General features: G+C 45.1%; 21 protein-coding genes and 1 pseudogene. 20 read left to right on the top strand and 2 right to left on the bottom strand.

The features are described 5' to 3' along the window. The first annotated feature begins 3 nt into the window (after positions 1 to 3). The 7 genes and pseudogenes from lepA (at position 4) to acpS (ending at position 6,522) form a co-directional block, all read left to right on the top strand. The gene (gene lepA / locus QWZ07_RS19810) at positions 4 to 1,797 is read left to right on the top strand and encodes a translation elongation factor 4 (protein WP_017108143.1); all 1,794 of its coding nucleotides are present in this window, start codon (positions 4 to 6) and stop codon (positions 1,795 to 1,797) included. Positions 1,798 to 1,894: 97 nt separating this feature from the next. Further along, positions 1,895 to 2,791 (top strand): signal peptidase I, encoded by an 897-nt coding sequence (lepB, locus tag QWZ07_RS19805; protein ID WP_065110781.1) that lies wholly within the window; start codon positions 1,895 to 1,897, stop codon positions 2,789 to 2,791. Positions 2,792 to 2,817: 26 nt separating this feature from the next. Then, entirely contained in the window at positions 2,818 to 3,495 is a 678-nt protein-coding gene (gene rnc / locus QWZ07_RS19800; protein WP_004735383.1) for a ribonuclease III, read from the top strand. Then, positions 3,488 to 4,460: pseudogene (gene era / locus QWZ07_RS19795) on the top strand (GTPase Era). The gene rnc and the pseudogene era overlap by 8 nt, the downstream one beginning before the upstream one ends. A 102-nt stretch (positions 4,461 to 4,562) precedes the next feature. Beyond that, the gene (recO, locus tag QWZ07_RS19790; RefSeq protein ID WP_017108686.1) at positions 4,563 to 5,291 is read left to right on the top strand and encodes a DNA repair protein RecO; all 729 of its coding nucleotides are present in this window, start codon (positions 4,563 to 4,565) and stop codon (positions 5,289 to 5,291) included. Continuing rightward, entirely contained in the window at positions 5,288 to 6,025 is a 738-nt protein-coding gene (gene pdxJ / locus QWZ07_RS19785; protein WP_017108145.1) for a pyridoxine 5'-phosphate synthase, read from the top strand. Before recO ends, pdxJ begins: the two co-directional genes overlap by 4 nt. Positions 6,026 to 6,141: 116 nt before the next feature. Next, positions 6,142 to 6,522 carry a holo-ACP synthase gene (acpS, locus tag QWZ07_RS19780; RefSeq protein WP_017108688.1) on the top strand — a complete coding sequence of 127 codons (381 nt, stop codon included), beginning with the start codon at positions 6,142 to 6,144 and terminating at the stop codon, positions 6,520 to 6,522. A 195-nt stretch (positions 6,523 to 6,717) separates the two neighbouring features. Here acpS and barA read toward each other — a convergent pair whose 3' ends face one another. Further along, a complete protein-coding gene (barA, locus tag QWZ07_RS19775; protein WP_192852312.1) occupies positions 6,718 to 9,531 on the bottom strand; it encodes a two-component sensor histidine kinase BarA in 2,814 nt (937 codons plus the stop codon). Between the two features lie 165 nt (positions 9,532 to 9,696). Here barA and rlmD point away from each other — a divergent pair, with 165 nt between their 5' ends. The 13 genes from rlmD to rpoS all read left to right on the top strand — a co-directional run bounded on the left by rlmD (position 9,697) and on the right by rpoS (position 23,939). Continuing rightward, the gene (gene rlmD / locus QWZ07_RS19770; protein WP_192852311.1) at positions 9,697 to 11,016 is read left to right on the top strand and encodes a 23S rRNA (uracil(1939)-C(5))-methyltransferase RlmD; all 1,320 of its coding nucleotides are present in this window, start codon (positions 9,697 to 9,699) and stop codon (positions 11,014 to 11,016) included. A gap of 136 nt (positions 11,017 to 11,152) precedes the next feature. Then, positions 11,153 to 13,378 (top strand): GTP diphosphokinase, encoded by a 2,226-nt coding sequence (gene relA / locus QWZ07_RS19765; protein ID WP_029223233.1) that lies wholly within the window; start codon positions 11,153 to 11,155, stop codon positions 13,376 to 13,378. A gap of 333 nt (positions 13,379 to 13,711) precedes the next feature. After that, positions 13,712 to 14,527 (top strand): nucleoside triphosphate pyrophosphohydrolase, encoded by an 816-nt coding sequence (gene mazG / locus QWZ07_RS19760; protein ID WP_029222469.1) that lies wholly within the window; start codon positions 13,712 to 13,714, stop codon positions 14,525 to 14,527. A 132-nt stretch (positions 14,528 to 14,659) separates the two neighbouring features. Continuing rightward, positions 14,660 to 16,300, top strand: coding sequence for a CTP synthase (gene pyrG / locus QWZ07_RS19755; RefSeq protein WP_017108150.1), 1,641 nt, complete (start codon positions 14,660 to 14,662; stop codon positions 16,298 to 16,300). An 81-nt stretch (positions 16,301 to 16,381) separates the two neighbouring features. Continuing rightward, complete coding sequence (eno, locus tag QWZ07_RS19750; RefSeq protein ID WP_004735393.1) at positions 16,382 to 17,680, top strand: phosphopyruvate hydratase; 1,299 nt, start codon at positions 16,382 to 16,384, stop codon at positions 17,678 to 17,680. 250 nt (positions 17,681 to 17,930) lie between these two features. Then, positions 17,931 to 18,212 (top strand): cell division protein FtsB, encoded by a 282-nt coding sequence (gene ftsB, locus QWZ07_RS19745; protein ID WP_004735394.1) that lies wholly within the window; start codon positions 17,931 to 17,933, stop codon positions 18,210 to 18,212. Beyond that, positions 18,212 to 18,913: a 2-C-methyl-D-erythritol 4-phosphate cytidylyltransferase gene (ispD, locus tag QWZ07_RS19740; protein WP_017090808.1), complete on the top strand. Its 702-nt coding sequence runs from the start codon at positions 18,212 to 18,214 to the stop codon at positions 18,911 to 18,913. Before ftsB ends, ispD begins: the two co-directional genes overlap by 1 nt. A gap of 2 nt (positions 18,914 to 18,915) precedes the next feature. Further along, positions 18,916 to 19,395: a 2-C-methyl-D-erythritol 2,4-cyclodiphosphate synthase gene (gene ispF / locus QWZ07_RS19735; RefSeq protein WP_102340797.1), complete on the top strand. Its 480-nt coding sequence runs from the start codon at positions 18,916 to 18,918 to the stop codon at positions 19,393 to 19,395. 22 nt (positions 19,396 to 19,417) lie between these two features. Then, the gene (gene truD, locus QWZ07_RS19730; protein WP_192852310.1) at positions 19,418 to 20,464 is read left to right on the top strand and encodes a tRNA pseudouridine(13) synthase TruD; all 1,047 of its coding nucleotides are present in this window, start codon (positions 19,418 to 19,420) and stop codon (positions 20,462 to 20,464) included. Positions 20,465 to 20,540: 76 nt separating this feature from the next. Beyond that, positions 20,541 to 21,284, top strand: coding sequence for a 5'/3'-nucleotidase SurE (gene surE / locus QWZ07_RS19725; RefSeq protein ID WP_192852309.1), 744 nt, complete (start codon positions 20,541 to 20,543; stop codon positions 21,282 to 21,284). Next, positions 21,285 to 21,911, top strand: a complete 627-nt coding sequence (locus tag QWZ07_RS19720; protein ID WP_065110786.1) for a protein-L-isoaspartate(D-aspartate) O-methyltransferase — start codon at positions 21,285 to 21,287, stop codon at positions 21,909 to 21,911. Positions 21,912 to 21,946: 35 nt separating this feature from the next. Continuing rightward, complete coding sequence (nlpD, locus tag QWZ07_RS19715) at positions 21,947 to 22,861, top strand: murein hydrolase activator NlpD (RefSeq protein ID WP_192852308.1); 915 nt, start codon at positions 21,947 to 21,949, stop codon at positions 22,859 to 22,861. A gap of 97 nt (positions 22,862 to 22,958) precedes the next feature. Then, positions 22,959 to 23,939, top strand: a complete 981-nt coding sequence (rpoS, locus tag QWZ07_RS19710; RefSeq protein ID WP_029223238.1) for an RNA polymerase sigma factor RpoS — start codon at positions 22,959 to 22,961, stop codon at positions 23,937 to 23,939. Between the two features lie 146 nt (positions 23,940 to 24,085). Here the strand turns inward: rpoS and mutS are convergent, their stop codons facing one another. Continuing rightward, positions 24,086 to 26,647, bottom strand: coding sequence for a DNA mismatch repair protein MutS (gene mutS, locus QWZ07_RS19705; RefSeq protein ID WP_102383514.1), 2,562 nt, complete (start codon positions 26,645 to 26,647; stop codon positions 24,086 to 24,088). Positions 26,648 to 26,710 lie beyond the last annotated feature (63 nt).

Here is a 26,710-nt window from a genome sequence, read left to right as displayed (position 1 = left end):
CCTATGAAGCACATTCGTAATTTTTCGATTATCGCCCACATCGACCACGGTAAGTCGACCCTTTCTGACCGCTTAATCCAAGTTTGTGGAGGGTTAAGTGAACGTGAGATGGCAGCTCAAGTCCTCGATTCTATGGATATAGAACGCGAGCGTGGTATTACAATTAAAGCGCAGAGTGTGACTTTAGATTACAAAGCGAAAGATGGTGAAACTTACCAACTTAACTTTATCGACACTCCAGGACACGTAGATTTCTCTTACGAAGTATCTCGTTCTTTAGCCGCTTGTGAAGGCGCGCTATTGGTTGTGGATGCTGGTCAAGGTGTTGAAGCACAAACTCTAGCAAACTGTTACACCGCGATCGAAATGGAACTGGAAGTAGTGCCAATCTTGAACAAGATTGACTTACCTGCAGCTGAACCTGAGCGTGTTGCTGAAGAAATCGAAGAGATCGTTGGTATCGATGCGATGGAAGCGACTCGTTGTTCTGCAAAAACCGGTATCGGTGTTGACGACGTTCTTGAAAACATCGTAACGGCTATCCCACCACCAGAAGGTGATCCAGAAGCGCCACTACAAGCGCTGATCATCGACTCTTGGTTCGATAACTACTTAGGCGTTGTTTCTTTGGTTCGTATCAAGAACGGTAAGCTGAAGAAGAACGACAAGATTAAAGTAATGTCGACAGACCAAGTTTGGGGTGTTGACCGTCTAGGTATCTTCACTCCTAAGCAAATCGACACAACTGAGCTAAATACTGGCGAAGTGGGTTGGGTTGTTTGTGGTATTAAAGACATCCTTGGCGCACCTGTTGGTGATACGTTGACGCTTGCAAAAGGCGGCAGCACAGAACGTCTACCTGGTTTCCAAAAAGTGAAGCCTCAGGTATATGCAGGTCTATTCCCAGTATCGTCTGATGACTACGAAAACTTCCGTGACGCACTAGGCAAACTAAGCCTGAACGATGCATCACTGTTCTTCGAACCAGAAAGTTCAGCAGCACTTGGTTTTGGTTTCCGTTGTGGCTTCTTAGGAATGCTTCACATGGAGATCATCCAAGAGCGTTTAGAGCGTGAATACGACCTAGACCTAATCACAACGGCACCAACCGTAGTGTACGAAGTTGTAAAAACGGATGGCAGCATTCTTTACGTTGATAGCCCGGCTAAACTGCCTGCGACTAATGATTTAGAAGAAATTCGTGAGCCTATCGCTCGTTGTAATATCCTTGTACCGTCTGACTACCTAGGTAACGTAATTACCTTATGTGTAGAAAAACGTGGTGTTCAAGTTGATATGGTTTACCACGGTAAGCAAGTTGCTGTGACTTACGACCTGCCAATGGCAGAAGTGGTTCTAGACTTCTTCGACCGTTTGAAATCAACATCTCGTGGCTATGCGTCACTGGATTACAACTTCCAACGTTTTGAAGTGTCGAACATGGTTCGTGTAGACGTATTGCTTAATGGCGAAACGGTTGACGCACTGGCTATCATTACGCACAAAGACATTGCACAGTCTCGTGGTCGTCTATTGGTTGAGAAGATGAAAGAATTCATCCCTCGTCAAATGTTTGATATCGCGATTCAAGCCGCGATTGGTAACCACATCATTGCTCGTTCTACAGTGAAACAACTGCGTAAGAACGTAATCGCAAAATGTTACGGTGGTGATATCAGTCGTAAGAAGAAACTTCTTAAGAAACAAAAAGAAGGTAAGAAGCGTATGAAGCAGATCGGTAACGTTGAACTGCCTCAAGAAGCATTCTTAGCGATTCTTCATGTTGGTAAAGACTAACTTTATCCAGCATTAAACGAATAATTGAAAGTGGAAGAGTAGCTCGCTATTCTTTCACTTTCGTTATTTTTAAAGAAATGAAATTTAAGGGATATCAATGGCTAATACATTTTCGCTTATCTTAGTGATCGTAACTCTAGTGACCGGCATTGTATGGGCGTTGGAAAAGTTTGTGTGGGCGAAGAAGCGCCAACAAAAACTGGCTAACGTTGAAGCACAATCAAATGGCCTAGACGCTGAAACCAGCGCAAAAGTTACGGCTCAGCCTTGGTGGGTTGAGAACAGTGTGTCCATTTTCCCGGTAATTGCATTTGTTTTGATCTTGCGTTCATTCATCTATGAACCGTTTCAAATCCCATCTGGTTCGATGATGCCAACCCTTTTGGTTGGTGATTTCATCTTGGTAGAGAAGTACGCGTACGGTCTAAAAGACCCAGTATGGCGCACTCAGTTGGTAGAAACAGGCAAGCCAGAACGCGGTGACTCAATCGTATTTAAGTACCCTCCTCAGCCGAATATCGACTACATCAAACGTGTTGTTGGTATGCCTGGCGACACAATTCGCTACAGCAGCCGCAAAGAGGTCTGCATTCAAGCGAAGGGTACAAGTAGCTGTGAACCAGTGAAACTAAGTCACGTTGAAGAAAGCCAATTTATTCAAGACGGTGTGCCTCTGATTCAGCTGAATGAACAGCTGGGTGACGTGGAGCACCAAATTTTAGTTAACCCATTACGTCGTGATCGTGTGCAAGCATATCAACCCCGCAATGGTGTTAACGAGTGGATCGTTCCAGAAGGCCAATACTTTGTGATGGGTGATAACCGTGACAACAGTGCTGATAGCCGTTACTGGGGCTTTGTCCCTGAAGCAAACCTTGTTGGTAAGGCCGTTGCTATTTGGATCAGCTTCGAATTCGAACGCGGTTCAGACAGTGTACTTCCAACATGGATTCCTACTGGTGTGCGTTTTAATCGCATCGGTGGGATTCACTAATCGATCACATAACACATCGAGAGAGCATGAATTCTCCAATTGATAAACTAGAGAGAAAGATTGGCTATCAGTTTAATGATGCCGATCTTATCCATCTGGCGCTGACTCACCGCAGCGCCGCAGGTAAACACAACGAACGTCTTGAGTTTCTGGGCGATTCAATTTTAAGTTTTGTTATCGCTGATGATCTTTACCACCGTTTCCCTAAGGTAAACGAAGGTGATATGAGCCGCATGCGCGCAACATTAGTACGTGGTCATACATTGGCAGAACTAGGTCGTGAATTCGAACTAGGAGATTACTTAAAATTAGGTCCAGGTGAGTTGAAGAGTGGCGGTTTCCGTCGTGATTCTATTCTAGCGGATGCTGTTGAAGCGATCATCGGTGCTGTCTATTTAGATAGTGATACCGAGGTTGTTCGCCGCATTATTTTAAGCTGGTACCAATCTCGCCTAGAGTCTATTCAGCCTGGTGTATCTCAAAAAGATCCGAAAACTCGTCTACAAGAGTTTTTACAAGGTCGAAGAAATCCCCTACCTGTCTACACAGTGACTAATATTAAAGGTGAAGCACACAACCAAGAGTTTACGGTTGAGTGTGAAGTGGCAGGTGTGGATAAACCTGTTATCGGTAAAGGCACTAGCCGCCGCAAGGCAGAACAAGCGGCTGCTGAAACAGCATTAGAGCAACTAAGTAATGTCTGATAACAATCAAGATTTCGATATCGATGCATTCTTTTCATCTGATAGCAAAAAAAACGGGCCTACCGGAAAACCAACACTGTGGCTTCATCGCTATCGTGGGTCGACCAAACGTAGGTAAATCGACGCTTTTGAACCATATTTTGGGTCAGAAAATCTCGATCACATCACGTAAACCTCAGACAACACGTCACCGTATTATGGGCGTAGAAACTGAAGGTGATTACCAAGCGATCTATGTTGATACTCCTGGACTTCACATCGAAGAAAAGCGTGCAATCAACCGTTTGATGAACCGTGCGGCGAACAGCTCACTGAGCGATGTGAACCTAGTATTTTTCCTTGTTGACGGTACTCACTGGACTGACGACGATGAAATGGTACTGAACAAGCTGAGAAAAACAGATTTCCCAGTAGTCCTTTGTATTAACAAGGTAGACAACGTTCAAGACCGTACCGACGTGATGCAACACATGATGGAAGTGTCTAAGAAGATGGACTTCCTTGATGTTGTGCCAATCTCGGCGAAGCAAGGTAAGAATATCGATGTACTGCGTAAGCACGTTCGTAACTCTTTACCAAAAGCGACGCACCACTTCCCTGAAGAGTACGTAACGGATCGCTCACAGCGCTTTATGGCCTCTGAAATCATCCGTGAAAAACTGATGCGATTCACAGGCGAAGAACTACCTTACTCAGTAACGGTTGAAATCGAGCGTTTTGATTACAACCCAGATAACGATGGTTTCCACATCAATGCTTTGATTCTTGTTGAACGTACTGGTCAGAAGAAGATGGTGATTGGTAAAGCGGGCGAGAAGATCAAAACGATTGGTCGTGAAGCTCGTATCGATATGGAAGAACTATTCGGTCGTAAGGTTTACCTAGAGACTTGGGTTAAAGTTAAGTCTGGTTGGGCTGACGATGAGCGTGCACTTCGCTCGTTAGGCTACATCGACGATCTATAATATATTGAACGTCACTTTCTGATATTAAGAAAGTTGAATTGAATATAAATACAAGAGAGAGTGCGAACTCTCTCTTTTTGTATCTGTAAGAAGGGTAAGTTATTGAGCGAAGGGTTACAGCGATGCTTTGTGTTGCACCGTCGACCATACAGTGAGTCGAGCCTGATTCTGGACGTCTTCAGTGAAGAGTACGGTCGGGTGACGTTGATGTCTAAAGGTGCGCGGAGTAAGCGTTCTAATTTGAAAGGTGCATTGCAACCTTTTACGCCTCTGCTGCTTAAGTGGTCTGGCAATGGTTCAATGAAAACGTTACGCCAAGCTGAACCGATCAGCTTGGGGCTTCCTCTTGCCGGTATTAATCTGTATTCAGCCATGTACGTTAATGAATTAGTTGGGCGAGTGTTGATGGCCGAAGTGGCCATGCCCGCATTTTTTCATGACTATCTTCATGCCTTAACAGAACTCGCTCATAATGAGAATCCTGAGCCAGCGCTACGTCGTTTTGAATTGGCTCTACTTTCCGCTATGGGGTATGGCGTCGACTTTTTACACTGTGCCGGCACCGGTGAACCGATTGATCCGAGCATGACTTATCGTTATCGAGAGCAGAAAGGTTTTATCGCATCGGTGCGTCGAGATAACCTCACTTTTATGGGCGATGAACTTATCGCAATCAGTGAACGTAGGTTTATCACTAAAGAGCAGTTAAAAGCGGCAAAACGCTTTACACGCATAGCCTTAAAGCCGTATCTTGGCGGCAAACCATTAAAAAGTAGAGAGCTATTTATGCCAACAATAGCCCTCTCTAGAGCACGGAGTATTGGAAAATGAGCTCAATCCTTTTAGGCGTTAATATCGACCATATTGCAACACTACGTAATGCACGTGGTACTAAATATCCAGACCCAGTACACGCAGCTGAAATTGCTGAACGTGCAGGTGCTGACGGCATCACCATTCACCTACGCGAAGATCGCCGTCATATCGTTGACCGTGATGTACGCATTCTTGCTGAGACAATCCAAACTCGCATGAATCTTGAGATGGCCGTGACGGACGAGATGGTTCAAATCGCACTCGATACCAATCCTGAGTTCGTTTGCTTAGTTCCAGAAAAACGCGAAGAGCTAACGACTGAAGGTGGCTTGGATGTTGTTGGTCAACTAGAGAAAATCAAAGCGGCGACCGAAAAACTGTCGGCTGCAGGTATTAAGGTCTCTCTATTTATCGATGCAGATCGTGAGCAAATCGATGCAGCAAAAGCATGTGGTGCGCCGTTTATTGAGCTTCATACTGGTCATTACGCTGATGCGAAAACAGAAGAAGATCAGCAAGATGAACTTAAAAAGATTGCAGCAGGCGCAAGCTACGCAGATGATCTAGGTATTACAGTGAATGCTGGTCATGGTCTGACTTACCACAACGTAGCGCCCATTGCGGCACTCCCTGAGATCTACGAGCTGAACATCGGTCACTCGATCATGGGACGCGCAGTGTTTGATGGTTTGAACAAAGCCGTTGCAGACATGAAAGCAATCATGGAAACAGCACGTAACAACGCTTAACTTTCTAACTAGTAACTAGTAACTAGTAATTAGTAAGTAGTTAAGTAGTTAAGTAGTTAAGTGGTTAATCAAAAACCAATAGAATCAATAAATCGAAGTTTAATAGTAAGGTAAACATGGCTGTTGTTGGATTAGGTACAGATATCGCAGAAATCGAACGTGTAGAAAAAGCACTATCACGAAGTGGTGAGGCTTTCGCTCAACGTATTTTGACCGATTCTGAATTTGAAGTATTCCAGCAGCTTAAGCAAAAAGGGCGTTACCTTGCGAAGCGTTTTGCGGCTAAAGAAGCGGCATCGAAAGCGCTCGGCACGGGCATAGCGCTTGGTGTGACCTTTCATGACTTTGAAATATCGAACGATGAGCATGGCAAGCCCGTTTTGAGTTTGCATAAAAAAGCTCAGGAAATTGCACTGGCGAATGGAACAAAGTCGATTCATCTGACGATTTCCGATGAACGCCACTACGCGGTGGCGACGGTATTACTTGAGTCGTAAGCTTTGGACTGAACCATGTGTTTAGTCGTCTGCTTAGACAGCGAGCGTGTTTAGGCTACGAACGAATTGATTAACACTGACCAAATATTCAAGTTAAAAAAAGCAGAGCTCATGGCTCTGCTTTTTTATTATCTGAATGCGTTCAATTTACTGCTAACTGCTAACTGCTTACTGCTTTCAGCCAACCGCTAACTTTTAACTGTTAATCGGCTGCAAGTAATGAATCGCTGTTGCCTGAACCTTATCTAATTCATCCTGCAATTCAAATAGCTCCGGCTCTATAGCCTCAATGGAAGTGCCTGAGCGCAACTCTTTGTCTATCGTTGCACATACCGATTTTAGTCTTGGCACGCCGCTGTATGAGCTGCTGCCGTGCATCTTGTGGATGATATGTATTAGTTCTTCAACAGGGAAGTCGTTGTCTTCTATTGCTTTCTCTGCGGCTTCGTAAACCTCAGGAATAAAGTCCACTAACATTCGCAGCATGTCGCGTGCAAGATCCTCTTTGTTAGCGGCTTGCTTCATTGCGGCCTGCCAATCAATGATGATGTTTTTGTGCACGTTCGCTTCTGTTTCTTGTGGCTGGCTATTATCTATCTCAACCGCAACGGCAGGATGTTCAGGGTCTATTTTATTGATATGTTCAACCTCTGAAGCTGGGCTCCAATGAAGCAGAACCTGCTGTAAGACATGCTCTTCGATAGGCTTGGTTAGGTAATCATCCATGCCCGCAGCTAGCAGTCGATCTCGCTCACCCATCATGGCGTGTGCGGTCACTGCGATAATCGGTGTGTTGGCGTTGTTAGCGAGTTTTTTAATGTGCTTACAAGCGGTCACTCCATCCATTTGTGGCATTTGGATATCCATGAAGATGATATCAAATGGTGTGCTAGTCGCTTTGTCGATCGCTTGTTGACCATTAGTACAGCTGATCACGGTTTCTACTCGCTCTTTCAATAACGCAGTAATCAACTTCAGGTTGGCTGGGTTATCGTCGACCGCCAGTACCGTTAACGGTAGCTTCTCTTCTGAGTGTGTTTCAATCGCTGGTGCAATCAAGGTTGGTGCTTGATTAGAGATCAGAGTTTGTAGCAGTTTCTTACGTGAGAGAGGCTTGGTAATGCATTGAACATCAACCTCTTTCATCAATTGCTCACCCAATGCAAGTTCGGTACTTGGCGTACCAATAATCACGTTCTGAGCAATCTTCTTCGCCCCAATCGCCCAACCACTGACGGTATCAAGTTGGTACTCTTGGTTCGCGGCTAAGTTAAGTAGAACGTAGTCATACGAGGTAGATTCGTCAGGCATAACCGAACGGTACGTTACTACTAAGCCCTCTTGGGTTAGGATCTGCTGAGTAATCGATGCCGCTTGCATGTTCGGCTCGATCAACAGTAACTGTTTGTCTTGTAGGCATTGAGTTTCGATAAGCTCGGTCATTGGCATATCAGTCGTTGATAGCCTTAAGGTAAACCAGAAGGTTGAACCTTGGTGCAGGCGACTAGTGAGGCTGATCTCACCGCCCATTTGGCTTACCAATTTCTGTGTGATAACGAGACCAAGGCCTGTACCACCATAACGGCGAGAGATACTCGCATCTGCTTGGCTGAAGGCTTGGAATAGCTGAGCCTGTTGACGCTCCGAGATACCTATACCGGTGTCTCGAACCATGAATTGAAGTTCAATGTTGTCTTCGGTCTGAGAACGAAGTTCAACACTGATATCGATATTGCCACGCTCGGTAAACTTGATTGAGTTACCAACAAGGTTGGTTAGAATCTGCTGAATACGCAGCGGATCACCAACAACGCCTGGTGGTACTTTCGGATCGATCTTAAGGGTCAGCTCTAGGCCTTTCTCATGAGCGTTGGTTGCTTGAAGGTTCACAACCTCTTCAAGGCTGGCTTGGAATTCAAATGGAATGTTTTCGAGTGCTAATTTACCAGCTTCCAACTTCGAGAAATCAAGAATGTCGTTGATGATGCTGAGTAGGTTATTGGCAGAGCGCTCAATGGTCTGCAAGTAATCGGTTTGGCTGGTCGACAGGTGGGTCTTAAGCATCTGACGAGTAAAGCCAATCACACCGTTGAGCGGCGTTCTTAATTCGTGAGACATGTTAGCCAAGAACTCAGACTTAACACGTGCTGCTTCTTGAGCGCGTTTTTTCGCAATGTCTAACTCAACGTTCTGAATCTCTAATTGCTCTAGGGTTTCACGTAGATCTGACGTGGCTTGGTCGATGCTGTGTTGCATCTCAACGTGATACTCTGATAGCGATACTGCCATCGCGTTGATACCGTTTTTCAGTGAATCTAGCTCACCATGCATCTTGCCTTCGATACGCACATCGAGGTGACCACGTCGAATCCGGTCAACCATGTTTTTCATGTGCGTGATCGGTTGAGTTACATCGTGCATTAAGCGGAACGCAAACACGCCCGATAAACCAAGTCCCAGAATCAACACCAAGAAAGCAGAAAACACCTCTTGATACTGCTGTAATCGTAATGAAGATAAGTCGAGCTCAATCGCGATATAGCCGATTGCTTGGTTCGCTTGCGATTGCCCGTTGGCTGAGTTGATGTATTGCCCCTCAGCGATGATGGGCGTCCTGAGAATCAGCGTGTTATCGAGCAGGTTCGAAGAGCTCAAATGCGGTATCGGCTTATCTTTGGGATAAGTGAGGCTTTCAAAGTCGGGGTGGAAGTTTGAGGTTACGAACAACTCATGGCGATCATCAAATACCGCGATACTGCGCACAAGGTTAGAGTTTTTTCGATGCGCATAGCTGATGAGCTGGCGAACAGACTCTCGGCTTTCGAGTTGCATGCCTGATGCGCTCGCAATCGCAAGCGGTTCTATAATGCTAGTACCAGTGTTAACCACCTGACCCTCAAGGTCTTGATAGCGGTTAAATGAGAAAAATGCACTCAATAGCAGCCCAATAATTAGGGTTGGAGCTAGAGTTAAGGTAATTACACGGGCTCTTAAGCCATATCTGGTCATGTTCTTTAATTACATCGAGGTCTGGATATGGGAAAATAACGCGCACAATGGCGGTTAAGTGAACGGTAAGCTTAATCAAAGCCGTGACGTTCGACAATGATTCCAAGGCATAATAGTGAGTCCTGGATACAAATTACTTATTAAAAGATACATTAGGCACAAGCAATGGCACGTTTTTTTCAACCAAAAAAGAAAACTCAATTCGAGACCAAGCACCAATCGGTTTTGGTTGAACGAATGGATCACAATGGGGCAGGGATTGCTTATCAGAAGAATAAGCCTGTTTTCATTGATGGCGCATTGCCGGGTGAGCAGGTTGTTATTCAGCTCGTCGAGAGTAAGAGTAAATTTGCGCGAGCAAAACTGATTAAATTATTGGAGCCAAGCGAACTGCGTTTGAAGCCTTTCTGTAAACATTTTAATCAGTGCGGTGGCTGTCATCTCCAGCACCTTGGCTACTCTTCTCAGGTAGAACATAAAGCGCAGTCTTTGAGCCATCTGATGAGCCAATACCAAACGGATAAAACCGATGTTGTTGAACCGATTATTGGTGATGAAACCGGTTATCGTCGCCGTGCGCGCATCAGCTTATTTGTCGATAAAAAGACACAGCAGCTTCAATTTGGTTTCCGCAAAAAGCAAAGCAAGCGGATTGAAAATATTACCGATTGTGCGGTGCTTGACCCTCGTCTCAATATCTTGCTGCCAAAGCTGAAAAGTTTACTGAATACTTTCAGCAATCTTACTTCTTTAGGACACGTTGAATTAGTGATCGGGGATACTGGTCCAGTCATGGTGCTACGCCACCTTAAGCCTTTGGTTGAAAAAGATGAGCAATCTTTGATTGAGTTGGCTCAGTCAGAAGGCGCTACGCTGTATTCTATGCCAGAAACTGACAAGTTGATTCGTTTAGTGGGTGATACGCCAAGCTATAGCGAAACCGGCGTAACCTTACCTTTTGAGCCAAACCACTTCATTCAAGTGAATCAAAAGGTCAATCAGCAGATGGTAACTCAAGCGATTGAATGGTTAGAGCCTCAAGCCGATGAGCGAGTGCTCGACCTGTTTTGTGGCTTGGGCAACTTCAGTCTGCCTATCGCACAACAATCTGCGTTTGTGGTGGGGGTTGAAGGTGTCGATGAAATGGTTCAGCAGGCAACGTCTAATGCAGCTTTGAATCAATTAAGCAATACAGAATTCTACCAAGCAAACCTTGAAGAAGAGTTGTCTTCACAACCTTGGGCAAAAGAAAGATTTGATAAAATCTTACTCGATCCAGCTCGTGCTGGAGCGAGTGGGATCGTTGATCAAATTTCAGGGTTAGGAGCGAAGCGTGTGGTTTATGTTTCGTGTAATCCTGCTACTCTAGCTAGAGATTCAGAGAGCTTAGAAAAACAAGGCTACCAATTGGCTAAGCTAGGCATGTTGGACATGTTCCCTCATACCAGTCATCTCGAATCGATGGCTCTCTTTATCAAGGCTTAGAAGCCCTTAAATAAGGCTTAAAAATGTATTACAAAGGTGCGGGGCAGCCTGCACTGATATCAATATGAGTCGAACTAACGTGGAACCAGTTAGTCATATTGAATTGGGTATAAAACATAATAACTAGGAAGGCATGATGGTTGCGGTACGAAGCGCACATTTAAACCCAAGCGAACAGTTTGAGCTAGATAATTGGATTGCGTCACTGAATCAAGACGCAAAAACCTCGAATAAACTGACCAAAGTTTATCGTCACTGTGAAGAGCTATTAAAAGATCACGAGCAAGGTGAACTTTTGCTTTGGCGTGGTCGCGAGATGATCGAAATCTTGGTCACCTTGTCTATGGATCGCGCTACTTTAGTGGCGGCGCAACTCTTCCCAGTCGTATCAAGCGGTGTTTTTGAGCGCGAAGCGTTTGAAGAAAGTTACGGAAAGGAAACCGTAAAGCTGATTGATGGCGTCGAAGAAATGGCGGCTTTGGGCCAGCTAAATGTCACCCTTGAAGGCAGTGCAGCCTCGGGTCAAGTCGATAATGTTCGACGAATGCTATTGGCCATGGTGGATGATTTCCGCTGCGTAGTCATTAAACTAGCAGAGCGAATTTGTAACCTCATAGAAGTGAAAAAGGCCCCTGATGCTGTGCGCCGTGCGGCAGCAAAAGAGTGTGCCAACATCTATGCGCCTCTTGCAAACCGTTTAGGTATTGGTCAGCTAAAGTGGGAAATTGAAGATTACGCTTTCCGCTACCAACAACCAGATACATACAAGCAGATTGCTAAACAGCTGTCTGAGCGGCGTATTGTGCGCGAACAATACATCACCGACTTTGTTGACGATCTCACGTCAGAAATGAACCGTTCAAGCATCAATGCTGAAGTCAGCGGTCGACCAAAACACATCTACAGTATCTGGCGCAAAATGCAGAAAAAAGGCTTAGAGTTTGATGAGCTTTTTGACGTGCGTGCGGTGCGTATTATCGCCGACCAACTGCAAGACTGTTATGCCGGCTTAGGTGTGGTTCACACCAAATATAAACACCTACCTAGTGAATTTGATGACTATGTTGCGAACCCTAAGCCGAATGGTTATCAGTCGATTCATACCGTAGTTCTTGGCCCTGAAGGCAAGACCATTGAAATTCAGATTCGTACCAAGCAGATGCATGAAGACTCTGAATTGGGCGTTGCTGCGCACTGGAAATACAAAGAAGGTGCATCTAGCGGCGTACGCAGTGGCTACGATGAGAAAATTACTTGGTTGCGTAAGCTTATCGACTGGCAAGAAGAGATGTCGGATTCTGGCGAGATGCTGGATGAAGTACGTAGCCAAGTCTTTGATGATCGTGTCTATGCCTTTACACCTCGCGGAGATGTGGTCGATTTACCAATGGGTGCAACACCGTTGGACTTTGCTTACCACATCCACTCGATGGTTGGACACCGTTGTATCGGTGCCAAAGTAGCGGGTCGAATCGTTCCGTTTACTCATAAGTTGGCGATGGGCGATCAGGTTGAGATCATCACTCAAAAAGAACCGAATCCATCACGTGATTGGCTAAACCCGACCACAGGCTTTGTTCATTCAAGTCGAGCTCGTGCAAAAATTAACGCTTGGTTCCGTGCTCAGAGTCGTGAGAAAAACCTCGAAGCTGGACGAGATATCTTAGAAGTTGAACTAGGCAGAGTCGGTGCAACACTAAAAGATGCTGAGCAATATGCGCTGAAACGATTCAACGTTAATACTCCAGATGAATTGTATGCGGGTATTGGTAGCGGCGATTTACGTATTAACCAAGTCGTTAATCACATCAATGCTTTGGTCAACAAACCAACGGCGGAAGAAGAAGACAAAAAAGCATTAGAGAAACTGCTTGAGTCTGACAATAAGCCTGCGCATCAGAGCCGCCCGAAAAAGGATGCTGTCGTTGTTGAAGGTGTCGATAACTTAATGACCCACTTGGCTCGTTGTTGTCAGCCGATCCCGGGCGATGTGATCAAAGGTTACATTACTCAAGGGCGTGGTATCTCAGTACACCGCAGCGATTGTGAACAGTTAAGTGAACTTAACCTGCATGCTCCCGAACGTATTATCGATACAGTCTGGGGCGATGGTTTTGTAGGCTCGTATATCTTAACGCTGCGTGTAGAGGCGCTAGAACGTACCGGCTTGTTGAAAGACATAACATCCCTGTTCTTGAACGAAAAAGTCAGTGTGACGACAATGAAGAGCCGTATTGACTATAAACGTCAGCTATCGGTGATGGATTTCGATTTGGAAGTGACCAACATTGAAATTCTGAGTCGAGTGACGAGCCGTGTCGAGCAAATCAAAGATGTGATGAGCGTAAAACGCCTCGGCTAGTTTTTACGTCGTACTTGGCTTTCTAACTGTGTTAACTGCACACTATACTCGCTTCATCACATAGGCAAGCTATGCTCAGAAGTCTCGTAAGTTTGTTGCCTTGTTAGAAGAGCCAATTACTTAGTAAAACAAAGATACTCGTCATTCCCTACAGTGAGGGACGAACGTGATAGGGAATCTCGCCAAGCGATTTGAGATCCCCAACTCGCTCATTCTTCGCTCTTGAGGATGACTGAAAAAATAGAAAGGTGAGTGGTTTTGGCTGCTCACCTTTTTTAGTTTTAGAAGACGTTATAAATTTAAAAATCAAAGACAGTGAATAGGAAGAAAACGATGAATCACCCGATTGAACAACTTGAACAGATTATGACTAAGCTGCGCGATCCTGAAGGTGGCTGTCCTTGGGATTTGAAACAAAATTTTGAAACAATTGTGCCGCATACTATCGAAGAAACCTACGAGGTGGTGGACGCGATTCACAACAAAGATTGGCCGAACCTACAAGAAGAGTTGGGTGACCTGTTGTTTCAGGTAATCTTCTACAGCCAATTGGCGAAAGAGCAGGGCTTGTTTGAATTCTCTGATGTGGTCGACGGTATCAATGAGAAACTGACGCGCCGTCATCCACATGTATTTTCTGATACAGAGTTTGCCAGTGATGAAGAAATTAATGCCAACTGGGAAGCTGAAAAAGCCAAAGAGAAAGCACAGGCAGGCAAAACTCAAGAAAGTATTCTAGACTCAATACCAAACTCTCTACCTGCACTTTCGCGTGCTACAAAAATTCAAAAGCAAGTCGCGAAATTTGGCTTTGATTGGGACTCTATTGGGCCAGTCGCCGACAAGGTTTTAGAGGAAGTTGATGAGGTGCTAGAAGAAGCACTTCAAGTAACGCCAAACGAAGATTTAGTTGAAGAAGAACTGGGTGATTTGTTGTTTGCTACCGTCAATTTAGTGCGACATTTGGGTAAAAATCCAGAAACGGCTCTCAATAAAGCCAATCTGAAATTTTCACGCCGCTTTAAAGGTGTGGAACAAAAAGTTCGTCAGCAAGATAAAATTTTGACCGACTTTTCTCTACAACAGCTTGATTCCATGTGGGATGAAGTCAAAGTGGCGGAGAAAAGATCATCAAAGCTTTTATCATGAATTGATTTGAAGCAAAAAATAAAAAATTGCAGTGTGATAGATTTCACGTTGTGGCGATAAGGGGCTTCTGGTATATTTTCATCCCGTCCAGAAGTAATCCATTTCCCTCATTCAACCAATTTCAGGTTAAACATGACGACAAATTACATTTTTGTTACTGGCGGGGTTGTATCCTCTCTAGGTAAAGGTATTGCAGCAGCATCTCTTGCGGCTATTTTAGAAGCTCGTGGTCTTAAAGTGACTATGATGAAGCTTGACCCTTACATCAACGTTGATCCAGGCACTATGAGCCCGACTCAACACGGTGAAGTGTTCGTTACGGAAGATGGCGCTGAAACAGACCTTGACCTTGGTCACTATGAGCGATTCATTCGCACCAAGATGACTAAGCGTAACAACTTCACAGCAGGTCGTGTTTATGCTGACGTTCTACGTAATGAACGTCGTGGTGACTACCTAGGTGCAACAATCCAGGTTATCCCTCACATCACTAACTCTATCAAAGAACGCGTAATCTCTGGTGCTAAAGGCCACGATATCGCGCTTGTTGAAGTTGGTGGTACTGTAGGTGATATTGAATCTCTACCATTTATGGAAGCGATTCGTCAGCTAGCAGTAGAACTAGGCCGTGAACGCGCAATGTTCATGCACCTTACTCTAGTGCCATACCTAGCAGCTGCGGGTGAAGTGAAAACTAAGCCAACGCAACACTCTGTAAAAGAGCTACTGTCTATCGGTATTCAACCTGACATCCTAGTTTGTCGTTCAGATCGTGTTATCCCAGCAAACGAACGTAAGAAAATTGCTCTTTTCTGTAATGTACAAGAAAAAGCAGTTATCTCTATGAAAGACGTAGATTCAATCTACAAGATCCCACAATTAATCCGTGCTCAAGGCATTGATGATCTTGTATGTACGCGTTTCGGTATCAATGCACCAGAAGCTGATCTGTCTGAGTGGGAACAAGTAATTTACGAAGAAGCTAACCCAACGGGTGAAGTGACGATTGGTATGGTTGGTAAGTACATTGAACTGCCTGACGCATACAAATCAGTAAATGAAGCGCTGAAACACGCAGGCTTGAAAAACCGCCTAAGTGTCACAATTAAATATGTAGATTCACAAGATGTTGAATCTAAAGGCACAGAAATTCTACAAGACCTAGATGCAATCCTAGTTCCTGGTGGCTTTGGCGACCGTGGTGTTGAAGGTAAGATCCTTGCTGCACAATACGCTCGTGAAAACAAAGTACCTTACTTAGGTATCTGTCTAGGTATGCAAGTTGCTCTTATTGAGTACGCTCGTAACGTTGCGAAGATGGAAGGTGCACACTCTTCTGAATTCTGCAAAGAAACTAAATACCCTGTTGTTGGCCTAATCACTGAGTGGATTGACGGCGAAGGTAAAGTTGAAGAGCGTACTGAGAAATCAGACCTAGGCGGCACAATGCGTCTTGGTTCACAGCTTTGTCACCTAGCGAAAGGGACGAAAGCTTACGAATTATACGGTAGCGCGACGATCCATGAACGTCACCGTCACCGTTACGAAGTGAACAACAATCTTCGTCCACAAATCGAAAAAGCGGGCCTAAAAGTATCGGGTCTGTCTGCGGACAAGAAACTGGTTGAAGTTATTGAGAACCCGAACCACCCATGGTTTGTTGCTGCTCAGTTCCACCCAGAGTTCACTTCAACACCTCGCGATGGTCACCCATTGTTTGCAGGTTTCGTTAAAGCGGCTGGCGAATTCCAGCGCGGCGAATTAGAAAAGTAAAAAGGAATCCAGGTAGCTGCGTAAGTTGTGCTGCTACCTTTAAATTTGACATTTATATATTCAACGAGAAGGAAACATTCAATGTCTAAGATCGTTAAAGTTCTAGGTCGTGAAATCATCGATTCACGTGGTAACCCAACTGTAGAAGCTGAAGTACACCTAGAAGGCGGTTTCGTAGGTATGGCTGCTGCTCCATCTGGCGCATCTACTGGTTCTCGCGAAGCTCTTGAGCTACGTGACGGCGACAAATCACGTTTCCTAGGTAAAGGTGTTCTTAAAGCAATTGAAGCTGTAAACGGCCCAATCGCTGACGCTCTAGTTGGTAAAGACGCTAAAGCACAAGCTGACGTTGACCAAGTTATGCTTGATCTAGACGGTACTGAGAACAAGTCTAAGTTTGGCGCTAACGCTATCCTTGCTGTTTCTCTAGCTAACGCAAAAGCTGCTGCTGCTGCGAAAGGCATGCCTCTATACGAGCACATTGCTGAGCTAAACGGTACTGCTGGTCAGTTCTCTATGCCTCTACCAATGATGAACATCATCAACGGTGGCGAGCACGCTGATAACAACGTTGACATCCAAGAGTTCATGATCCAACCAGTTGGCGCTAAAACTCTTAAAGAAGGTCTGCGTATCGGCGCTGAAGTATTCCACAACCTAGCTAAAGTTCTTAAGTCTAAAGGCTACAGCACTGCAGTTGGTGATGAAGGTGGTTTCGCTCCTAACCTTAAATCTAACGCTGAAGCTCTAGAAGTTATCGCAGAAGCTGTTGCAGCTGCTGGTTACGAACTAGGTAAAGACGTTACTCTTGCTATGGACTGTGCTGCATCTGAGTTCTTCGACAAAGAAGCTGGCATCTACAACATGAAGGGCGAAGGTAAAACTTTCACTTCTGAAGAGTTCAACCACTACCTAGCTGAACTAGCGAACAACTTCCCAATCGTTTCTATCGAAGACGGTCTTGACGAGTCAGATTGGGATGGCTTCAAGCACCAAACTGAACTTCTAGGCGACAAGCTTCAAATCGTTGGTGACGATCTTTTCGTTACAAACACTAAGATTCTTGCTGAAGGTATCGAGAAAGGCGTAGCTAACTCTATCCTTATCAAGTTCAACCAAATCGGTTCTCTAACTGAGACTCTAGCTGCTATCAAGATGGCTAAAGACGCTGGCTACACTGCAGTAATCTCTCACCGTTCTGGCGAAACTGAAGATGCAACTATCGCTGATCTAGCGGTAGGTACAGCTGCAGGTCAAATCAAAACTGGTTCTATGAGCCGTTCTGACCGTGTTGCTAAGTACAACCAACTTATCCGTATCGAAGAAGCTCTAGGTTCTAAAGCTCCTTTCAACGGTCTTAAAGAAGTTAAAGGTCAATAATTCCTAGCGAATTATTAATCTAAGCTTTTTAAATGCCTCGCTTATGCGGGGCATTTTTTTGCCTAAAATTCGTCATTCCCTAGATTAACGAAGAAAGGAGTAGGGAACTTCATTGTTACCACTCACTATTCTGTCCAATAATTCCCCTACTTATTGATTCCCTGACACCACATATCTCGCACCAATAAGCTCATTATGGTATATATGTGCCTTATTCTAGTTCCTTCTTTTTCAACCGGCGAAAGGTGTTATGCGAATTTTTGCTTTAGTACTGCTCATAGTGTTTGGCTGGCTACAACACACACTGTGGCTCGGTAAAAATGGTATTTCTGATTACTACGGTGTGAACAACGAAATCCAAGTTCAGCAGCAAGTAAATGAAAAGCTTCATCTTCGTAATGCTGAGATGTTTGCGGAAATCGACGATCTACGCCAAGGCTTAGACGCGATAGAAGAGCGCGCACGTCATGAGCTTGGAATGGTGAAAGAAGGCGAAACGTTTTATCGTATTATTGGTGAGGAATCTCATTAATGTCGAACCAACTTCAAAGCGTTATTGCAGTGGTCCCCGCTGCGGGCGTCGGCAGCCGAATGAAGGCCGACCGTCCCAAGCAATATCTTCAAATTCACGGTAAAACGATTTTAGAGCACACCGTTGAGAAACTGTTGTCTCACCCTCAGGTGTCTAAAATTGTGGTAGCGGTCAGCGACGATGATCCTTATTACCCTGAATTACCGCTTAACCTTAATCCACAGGTGATCAGAGTGTCCGGCGGGACGGAAAGAGCCGACTCGGTGCTTTCTGCCCTGGACTATATTGCTCAACAGCAACTCAGTGATTGGGTGATGGTGCATGATGCCGCTAGGCCTTGTATCCAATTGAGCGATATCGACAAACTGATCTCTGGTGCTATGACCCATGATGTTGGCGCGATTTTAGCTGCGCCTGTTCGCGATACAATGAAACGCGGTGCTCAAGGACAAATTGAACACACGGTCGATCGCGTCGATCTCTGGCATGCGCTTACCCCTCAGATGTTCCGATCTAAGCCTTTACGGAAAGTCTTGAGTGAAGCCTTGCAACAAGGTGTTTCAATTACCGATGAAGCGTCTGCGTTTGAGTGGAAAGGTTTATCACCAGCACTGATTGCTGGGCGTTCAGATAATTTTAAGATTACTCAGCCTGAAGATCTGGCTTTGGCTGAGTTTTATTTAAGTCAGAATAAGGAATAATGATGATTCGTATTGGCCATGGCTTTGATGTACACAAATTTGGTGGTGAAGGCCCGGTAATTATTGGTGGCGTGAGCGTCCCTTATGAACAGGGTCTTATCGCACACTCAGACGGTGATGTTGCCCTGCACGCATTATGCGATGCTTTACTGGGTTCAATTGCAGCGGGTGATATTGGTCGTCATTTCCCTGATACGGATGATGAATGGAAAGGCGCAGATAGCCGCGAATTACTGAAAGATGTTTACCGTCGAGTAAAAGAGCAAGGTTATGTGATTGGTAATGCTGATATTACTATCATGGCGCAAGCTCCAAAGATGGCTCCTCATATAGACTCTATGTGCCAAGTCATTGCTCAAGATTTAGAAACAAGCATTAGCAATGTGAATGTAAAAGCCACGACTACTGAGCGTTTAGGTTTTACAGGTCGCAAAGAGGGCATCGCATGTGAAGCGGTGGTCCTAATTACTAAAAGTGCGTAAGCACCAACACGAAAAGAACAGCATGTCAGATATTTTATCTTCATTGGCTTACCTAAACGGTAAACCAACTGCGAAAGCAAAACTAAAAGCAAAAGCCGAACACTTTGTCGTTAATGAAGACTTGGGTTTTGAGTTTACTGGTGAAGGCGAGCACCTAATGGTGCGTATTCGTAAAACTGGTGAGAACACGAGCTTCGTAGCAAACGAGCTGGCTAAAGCGTGTGGTGTTAAGTCGAAAGACGTGAGCTGGGCTGGTTTGAAAGACCGTCATGCTGTGACAGAACAGTGGTTGAGTGTGCATTTACCAAAAGGTGAACCTGACTTTTCTGCTTTTCTCGCACAATACCCAAGCATTGAGATCTTGGCGACAGCGCGTCACAACAAAAAGTTACGTCCAGGCGATTTAATTGGCAACCAATTTGAGCTGACTTTGTCTGAAGTAACGGACTGCGATGATGTGGTAAAGCGTTTAGAAAAAGTTGCTCAGGTAGGCGTGCCAAATTACTTCGGTGCTCAGCGCTTCGGTAATGAAGGTAACAACTTATCTGAAGCTCGTCGTTGGGGTCGTGAAAACGTTCGCACGCGTAATCAAAATAAGCGCAGCTTGTACCTCTCTGCTGCTCGTTCTTGGATCTACAACTTAATCCTTTCTGACCGTATTGAGCAAGATGCGTTTGCGTCGGCATTGGTTGGCGATATCGTCGTTAAAGACGGCGCTCAATTAGCTGTGACGGCAGACAATATCGAAACGGTAAATCAAGATATCGCGAACGGTTCTGCGTTTATTACCGTTGCTTTGGCTGGAGATAATGCGTTACCGACGACTGATGCGTCTCAAGCTCTAGAGCAGAAACACCTGGATGCTGAACCGGATCTAATGGCGCTTATTTGTGGTAACCGTATGCGCCATGATCGCCGTGAAGCTTCGTTGAAGCCGATGGGTTTAACTTGGGAAGTGAACGAAGATAATGTCATTCTTAAGTTCTCTCTCGATGCTGGTTGTTTCGCAACCGCTATTGTTCGTGAATTGGTTGAAGAAGTTCACGTAGAGAGAAGCTACGAGCAATAACGATTCTGCTTGGAGCGAAGTCACTTGATATCGGAAATTAAGTGACTTGGCTTTGGAACAAAAGAAAGGATACAAGATGAAGATTTTACTCAGCAACGATGATGGTGTGCATGCTCAAGGTATTCATGAGCTAGCCAATGAATTACGTGATCTTGCTGAAATTATCATTGTGGCACCTGACCGTAATCGCTCGGGTGCTTCAAATTCATTAACTTTAGAACAGCCTCTACGTGTTCAAGAAATTACCGAAGATACATATTCGGTACAAGGAACACCGACCGACTGTGTACACTTTGCGTTAAATGAACTGCTAAAGAATGATATGCCCGATCTGGTATTAACGGGTATTAATCACGGTGCTAATCTGGGTGATGATGTGCTTTATTCAGGCACGGTGGCAGCAGCCATGGAAGGGCACTTTTTAGGCGTTCAATCGGTGGCGTTTTCTCTGGTGGGTAAAAAACATTTTAAGACAGCGGCGGCCATTGCTCGTCGTATCGTCGAACAACATTTAGCAAACCCAATCCCAACCAATCGCCTGTTAAACGTCAATATCCCTGATTTAGCTTTAGAACAGTTGTCTGGCACTCAGGTGACTCGCCTAGGTGCTCGTCATCATGCTGAAGATATGATTAAGCAAAAAGATCCACGTGGTCATGATATTTATTGGCTTGGTCCTCCAGGTAAAGAACAAGATGCAGGTGAAGGCACCGACTTTTACGCTATCGAACATGGCTTTGTGTCAGTAACACCGTTACAAGTTGACCTGACAGCGCATGAGTCGTTAGGTGCGATGACAACATGGTTAGGGGGGAAGTAAGTGAGTAATCCTCAAGCAGAGCGCTTAGTTACTTTTCTGATTGAAAATGGTATTCAGGATCAAAAGGTTCTTGATGCTATTTATCAACTGCCTAGAGAGAGCTTTTTATCACAGGCGATGTATCATCAAGCCTATGATAATAATGCGCTTCCTATCGGACAGGGCCAGACGATTTCTCAGCCGTACATTGTCGCTAAGATGACAGAGTTGCTAGAATTACAGCAAAATAGCCGTGTTTTAGAAATCGGCACGGGTTCTGGCTATCAAACAGCGGTCTTGGCTCAACTGGTTGATCATGTTTATTCGGTTGAAAGAATTAAATCATTGCAATGGGATGCTAAACGTCGTCTCAAACAGCTCGATTTCTACAACATATCAACCAAGCATGGTGATGGTTGGCAAGGCTGGGCAGCAAAGGCGCCTTTTGATGCCATTATTGTAACAGCAGCAGCGGAGTCGATCCCTCAAGCACTCCTGCAGCAGTTAAAAGATGGTGGTCGCTTGTTGATTCCTGTTGGTGATGATGAGCAACAGTTGCTGAAAATTGTTCGTCATGGTGATGAGTTCTTATCCAGCGTGATTGAAATGGTAAGGTTTGTACCTCTTGTTCCTGGTGAGCTAGCTTAATAACAAGACTAATGGTGTAGGTGGATAGATAGTCGATGCGTTCGAAGGTTTTTAAAGGAAGTACTTTGTTACTTAGCTGTGCACTTGTTGGGTGTGCGGCTAACTCGCCTGCGCCAGTTTCTAGCCTAAATAAAAATTACTCATCGATCGATCGTGGTAGTTATCGTGGCAGTTACTATGAAGTCAAAAAAGGCGATACCCTTTATTTCATTGCTTATGTTACCAATAAAGACGTCAAAGACCTTGTGAGTTATAACAACCTCGCAGCACCTTACACTATTCATCCCGGACAGAAGCTTAAGTTATGGCGTCCTAGCTATAGCGCGCCAGCGTATGGTAAATCAACTGTCGTTGCGGTAGCTGTGGTTGCTCCTGCAGCCACGGCCACGACAGCGTCTGCGAGCACTAAGCCTAAAAGCACGCCAGTAAAGAGTAAAAACTCTAATTCTAAGCCGGCGCAAACTTCCGCCAAACCGGTGAAAAAAGATCCACCAAAGAAGGTTGAACAATCCAAATCAAAGGAGTATGTTGGGTCTAAAGGTAAACAGAATGTTACACCGTCCACCAAACCAACAAGTGATAAAGTATCCAAATGGTTATGGCCAACTAAAGGGAGAGTAATCAAGAATTTCTCTGTAGGCGAACAAGGAAATAAAGGCATAGACATAGCAGGACAGCGAGGTCAGCCAATAGTATCTACTGCAGGGGGAACGGTTGTTTATTCGGGTAATGCACTACGAGGCTACGGCAATCTAGTGATTGTGAAGCACAATGATAATTACTTAAGTGCATACGCGCACAACGACCGACTATTAGTATCTGAAGGGCAAAGTGTGAAACCAGGGCAGAAGATTGCAACAATGGGAAGCTCTGGAGCCAGCAGTGTTAGGCTGCACTTTGAGATTCGTTACCAAGGTAAGTCTGTTAATCCAAAACGATATTTACCTTAAATACAGTATGCAAAATTACGTATTGTATGGAGTGACACAGTCATTTAGCGACATATGAAGTTGTAATGTCATGCTAATTTCGCCAGGGGGAGGCGTTATGAGTATAAGCAATGCAGTAACCAAAGAAGAGTTCGATCTTAACCAAGCAACCACGGAACCGGAAGCTCTTGGAAAAGCAAAACGAACAGTCAAAAAGAAAGCCGAAACGAAAGAAGAGACTGAAGTTACATCTAAGAGTTTAGATGCTACTCAACTCTACTTAGGCGAAATCGGTTTCTCACCACTATTAACCGCTGAAGAAGAAGTGCTTTATGCACGTCGAGCTCTGCGCGGTGATGAAGCAGCACGTAAACGCATGATCGAAAGTAACCTGCGTTTGGTGGTAAAAATTTCTCGTCGTTATAGCAACCGTGGTCTTGCACTTCTCGATCTTATTGAAGAAGGCAACCTAGGCTTGATTCGCGCCGTAGAGAAGTTTGATCCAGAGCGCGGCTTCCGTTTCTCAACTTACGCGACATGGTGGATTCGTCAAACCATTGAACGTGCGCTAATGAATCAGACTCGTACTATCCGTTTGCCAATTCATGTTGTGAAAGAGCTGAATATCTACCTGCGTACGGCACGAGAGTTATCACAAAAACTTGACCACGAACCAACGGCAGAAGAAATTGCTTCTAAGCTAGATAAGCCAGTCGGTGATGTGAGTAAGATGCTTCGTCTAAACGAAAGAGTGAGCTCCGTTGATACGCCTATCGGTGGTGATGGTGAGAAAGCGCTACTGGATATTATTCCGGACATCAATAACTCAGATCCTGAGGTTTCAACTCAAGATAGCGATATTAAAAACTCGTTGATTTTCTGGCTTGATGAGCTGAATCCTAAGCAGAAAGAGGTGCTTGCGCGTCGCTTTGGATTACTTGGCTATGAACCATCAACACTAGAAGAAGTAGGCCGTGAAATTAGCCTAACTCGTGAACGTGTTCGCCAAATCCAAGTTGAAGGTCTTCGTCGTTTACGTGAGATTCTAATCAAGCAAGGCTTGAATATGGAAAACCTGTTCAACGTAGAAAACGACTAAATGAACTGATGATGTTTCTTTGAATAGAAGACAAATAAAAACGCTGACTTTTTAAGTCAGCGTTTTTTTGTTTGTGGCTTTTGTATTTCATGCTGCCGGCTCAAGCGACAGTACAAAACGACAATAACAACCTACTTGGAAAGAGACTAAAGCAACTTCTTCAAACGGTAGAGTTCTTCTAATGCTTGGCGAGGTGTCAGATCATCTGGATCAACATTCGCAAGTGCTTGTTCTACTTCACTTGGTTCAGGTATCAGGCTAAGTTGGTTCGCGATATCAACGCCACTTGGCTTTGATGTCGGAGAGTCGATACTCAATGCTTCTAGCTGAGTCAGTTTCGCACGTGCGTTTTTGATCACCGCTTTAGGTACGCCAGCCAATCCAGCAACCGCAAGGCCGTAAGATTTACTTGCTGCACCTTCTTGAACTGCGTGCATAAAGGCAATGCTGTCGCCATGTTCAACCGCATCTAAGTGTACGTTCGCTAAGGTTGGTATTTGGTTTGGTAGCTCAGTTAGCTCAAAGTAGTGCGTTGCAAATAGTGTCATCGCATTGATTTGATTGGCTAGCCATTCCGCACTTGCCCAAGCCAAAGACAGGCCATCGTAAGTACTGGTACCACGACCGATTTCATCCATTAACACAAGGCTATTTGGTGTCGCGTTGTGCAGAATGTTCGCGGTCTCTGTCATCTCAACCATGAAGGTTGAACGACCCGAAGCCAAATCATCGGATGCGCCAATACGAGTAAAGATACGGTCGATAGAACCAATCGTCGCGCTTTCTGCTGGAACATAACAACCAATATGAGCCATCAGCGCAATGAGTGCGGTCTGACGCATGTAGGTCGACTTACCACCCATGTTTGGACCTGTGATGATCAGCATCTTACGTTGATCATTGAGGTCGATAGGGTTAGCAATAAAGGGTTCGTCCATTACTTGTTCAACAACGGGGTGACGACCCGCCTGAATTTGTACACCAGCAGACTCTGTCATGGTTGGACGACAGTAATCAAGGGTGTCTGCACGCTCAGCTAAGTTTTGTAGAACATCCAGTTGAGACACTGAAGAAGCAATGTTTTGTAGTCGCTCTAGATAAGGCAGTAACAAATCAAACAACTCATCCCACAACTTCTTCTCGATCGCTAGGGCTTTCGATTTAGAGCTGAGAACTTTGTCTTCGTGCTCTTTCAGCTCAGGAATAATGTAGCGTTCTGCATTTTTCAGGGTTTGGCGGCGAACATAGTGTGGTGGCACAAGATGGCTTTGTCCGCGGCTAACTTGAATGAAGAAACCGTGTACGTTGTTGTAGCCAACTTTAAGTGTGTCGATACCGTGACGTTCACGCTCTTCTTGCTCAAGCTTATCCAGAAACTCGGTTGCACCCGCAGCAAGGTCGCGCCATTCATCAAGTTCTGCGTTGTAGCCTTCAGCTATCACGCCCCCATCGCGGATCACCACCGGTGGGTTCTCTTTTATCGCACGCTCAAGCAGCTCTGATACTTCATCGACAGGAGATGCATACTGAGCAAGCTGAGTCAGGTATGGGTGCTTAAGTTGCGTCAGCGTTTCTGCAAGCTCTGGTAAGTATTCCATTGCTTGGCGAAGTCGTGCCATATCACGTGGACGAGCAGAACGAAGTGCCAATCGAGCAAGAATACGCTCGATATCACCAATCTGTTTCAGCGTTGGTTGTAACTCAGTAAACAGAGCCAGCTCTTTCATCTCACCAATCGCATCTAGGCGTTGATCAAGAGCTGAAATATTACGCATGGGTTGATGTAACCAACGCTTAAGCATACGACTACCCATAGCCGTCGCAGTATGATCGAGTACTTCGGCTAGGGTGTTGTCTGTACCGCCACTAAGATTTTGGGTGATCTCCAAATTACGGCGAGTAGCCGCATCAAGGATCACTGAGTGATCTTGCTTATCCATTGTGAGTGAACGGATGTGTGGAAGAGCAGTACGTTGAGTGTCTTTTACATATTGAATCAAACAGCCCGCAGCGCATAAACCTAGTTTTGCACTTTCAACGCCAAAGCCAACTAGGTCACGAGTACCAAATTGTTGATTGAGTTGTTGCTTCGCTGTATCTAATTCAAATTCCCATACTGGACGACGGCGATTGCCATTACGACTTGCCATCAAATTTACGGGTTCGAAATCTTCAGGGAATAGCAGCTCACGTGGTGACGTTCTTTGTAGCTCTGCCGCCATCGCTTCTTCGGTTTCCGGCTCACATAGCTGGAATCGGCCAGAAGTAATATCAAGCGTCGCGTAGCCGAATTTACCATTGTGGTGATAAATGGAGGCAATCAGGTTATCAACACGCTCAGAAAGCAATGCTTCGTCGGTTACGGTTCCCGGAGTCACAATTCTTACGACAGCGCGATCAACCGGGCCCTTTGAAGTTGCTGGATTACCAATCTGCTCACAAATCGCTACGGACTCGCCCAACTGCACTAACTTCGCAAGGTAACCTTCAACGGCGTGGTATGGAACACCAGCCATAGGAATAGGCTCACCGTTTGAAGAGCCACGCTTGGTTAGCGAAATATCGAGGAGTTGAGAGGCTTTTTTAGCATCATCGTAGAAAAGCTCGTAGAAATCTCCCATGCGATAGAACAGCAAAATTTCTGGATTTTCTGCTTTTAGTTTTAGGTACTGCTGCATCATAGGAGTATGTTTTTGATCGGCTTTCACAGTTAACTTCTTTCGTTTATTTCTATTGCGGCTTAGGATACGTGAAAGCGTTTCGTGCGAAAA

Origin of the sequence: Vibrio lentus (assembly GCF_030409755.1) — a bacterium.
Lineage (GTDB): Bacteria > Pseudomonadota > Gammaproteobacteria > Enterobacterales > Vibrionaceae > Vibrio > Vibrio lentus.
The sequence above is the reverse complement of the archived record's forward strand: the minus strand, read 5'-3'. Positions and strand labels throughout refer to the sequence as shown.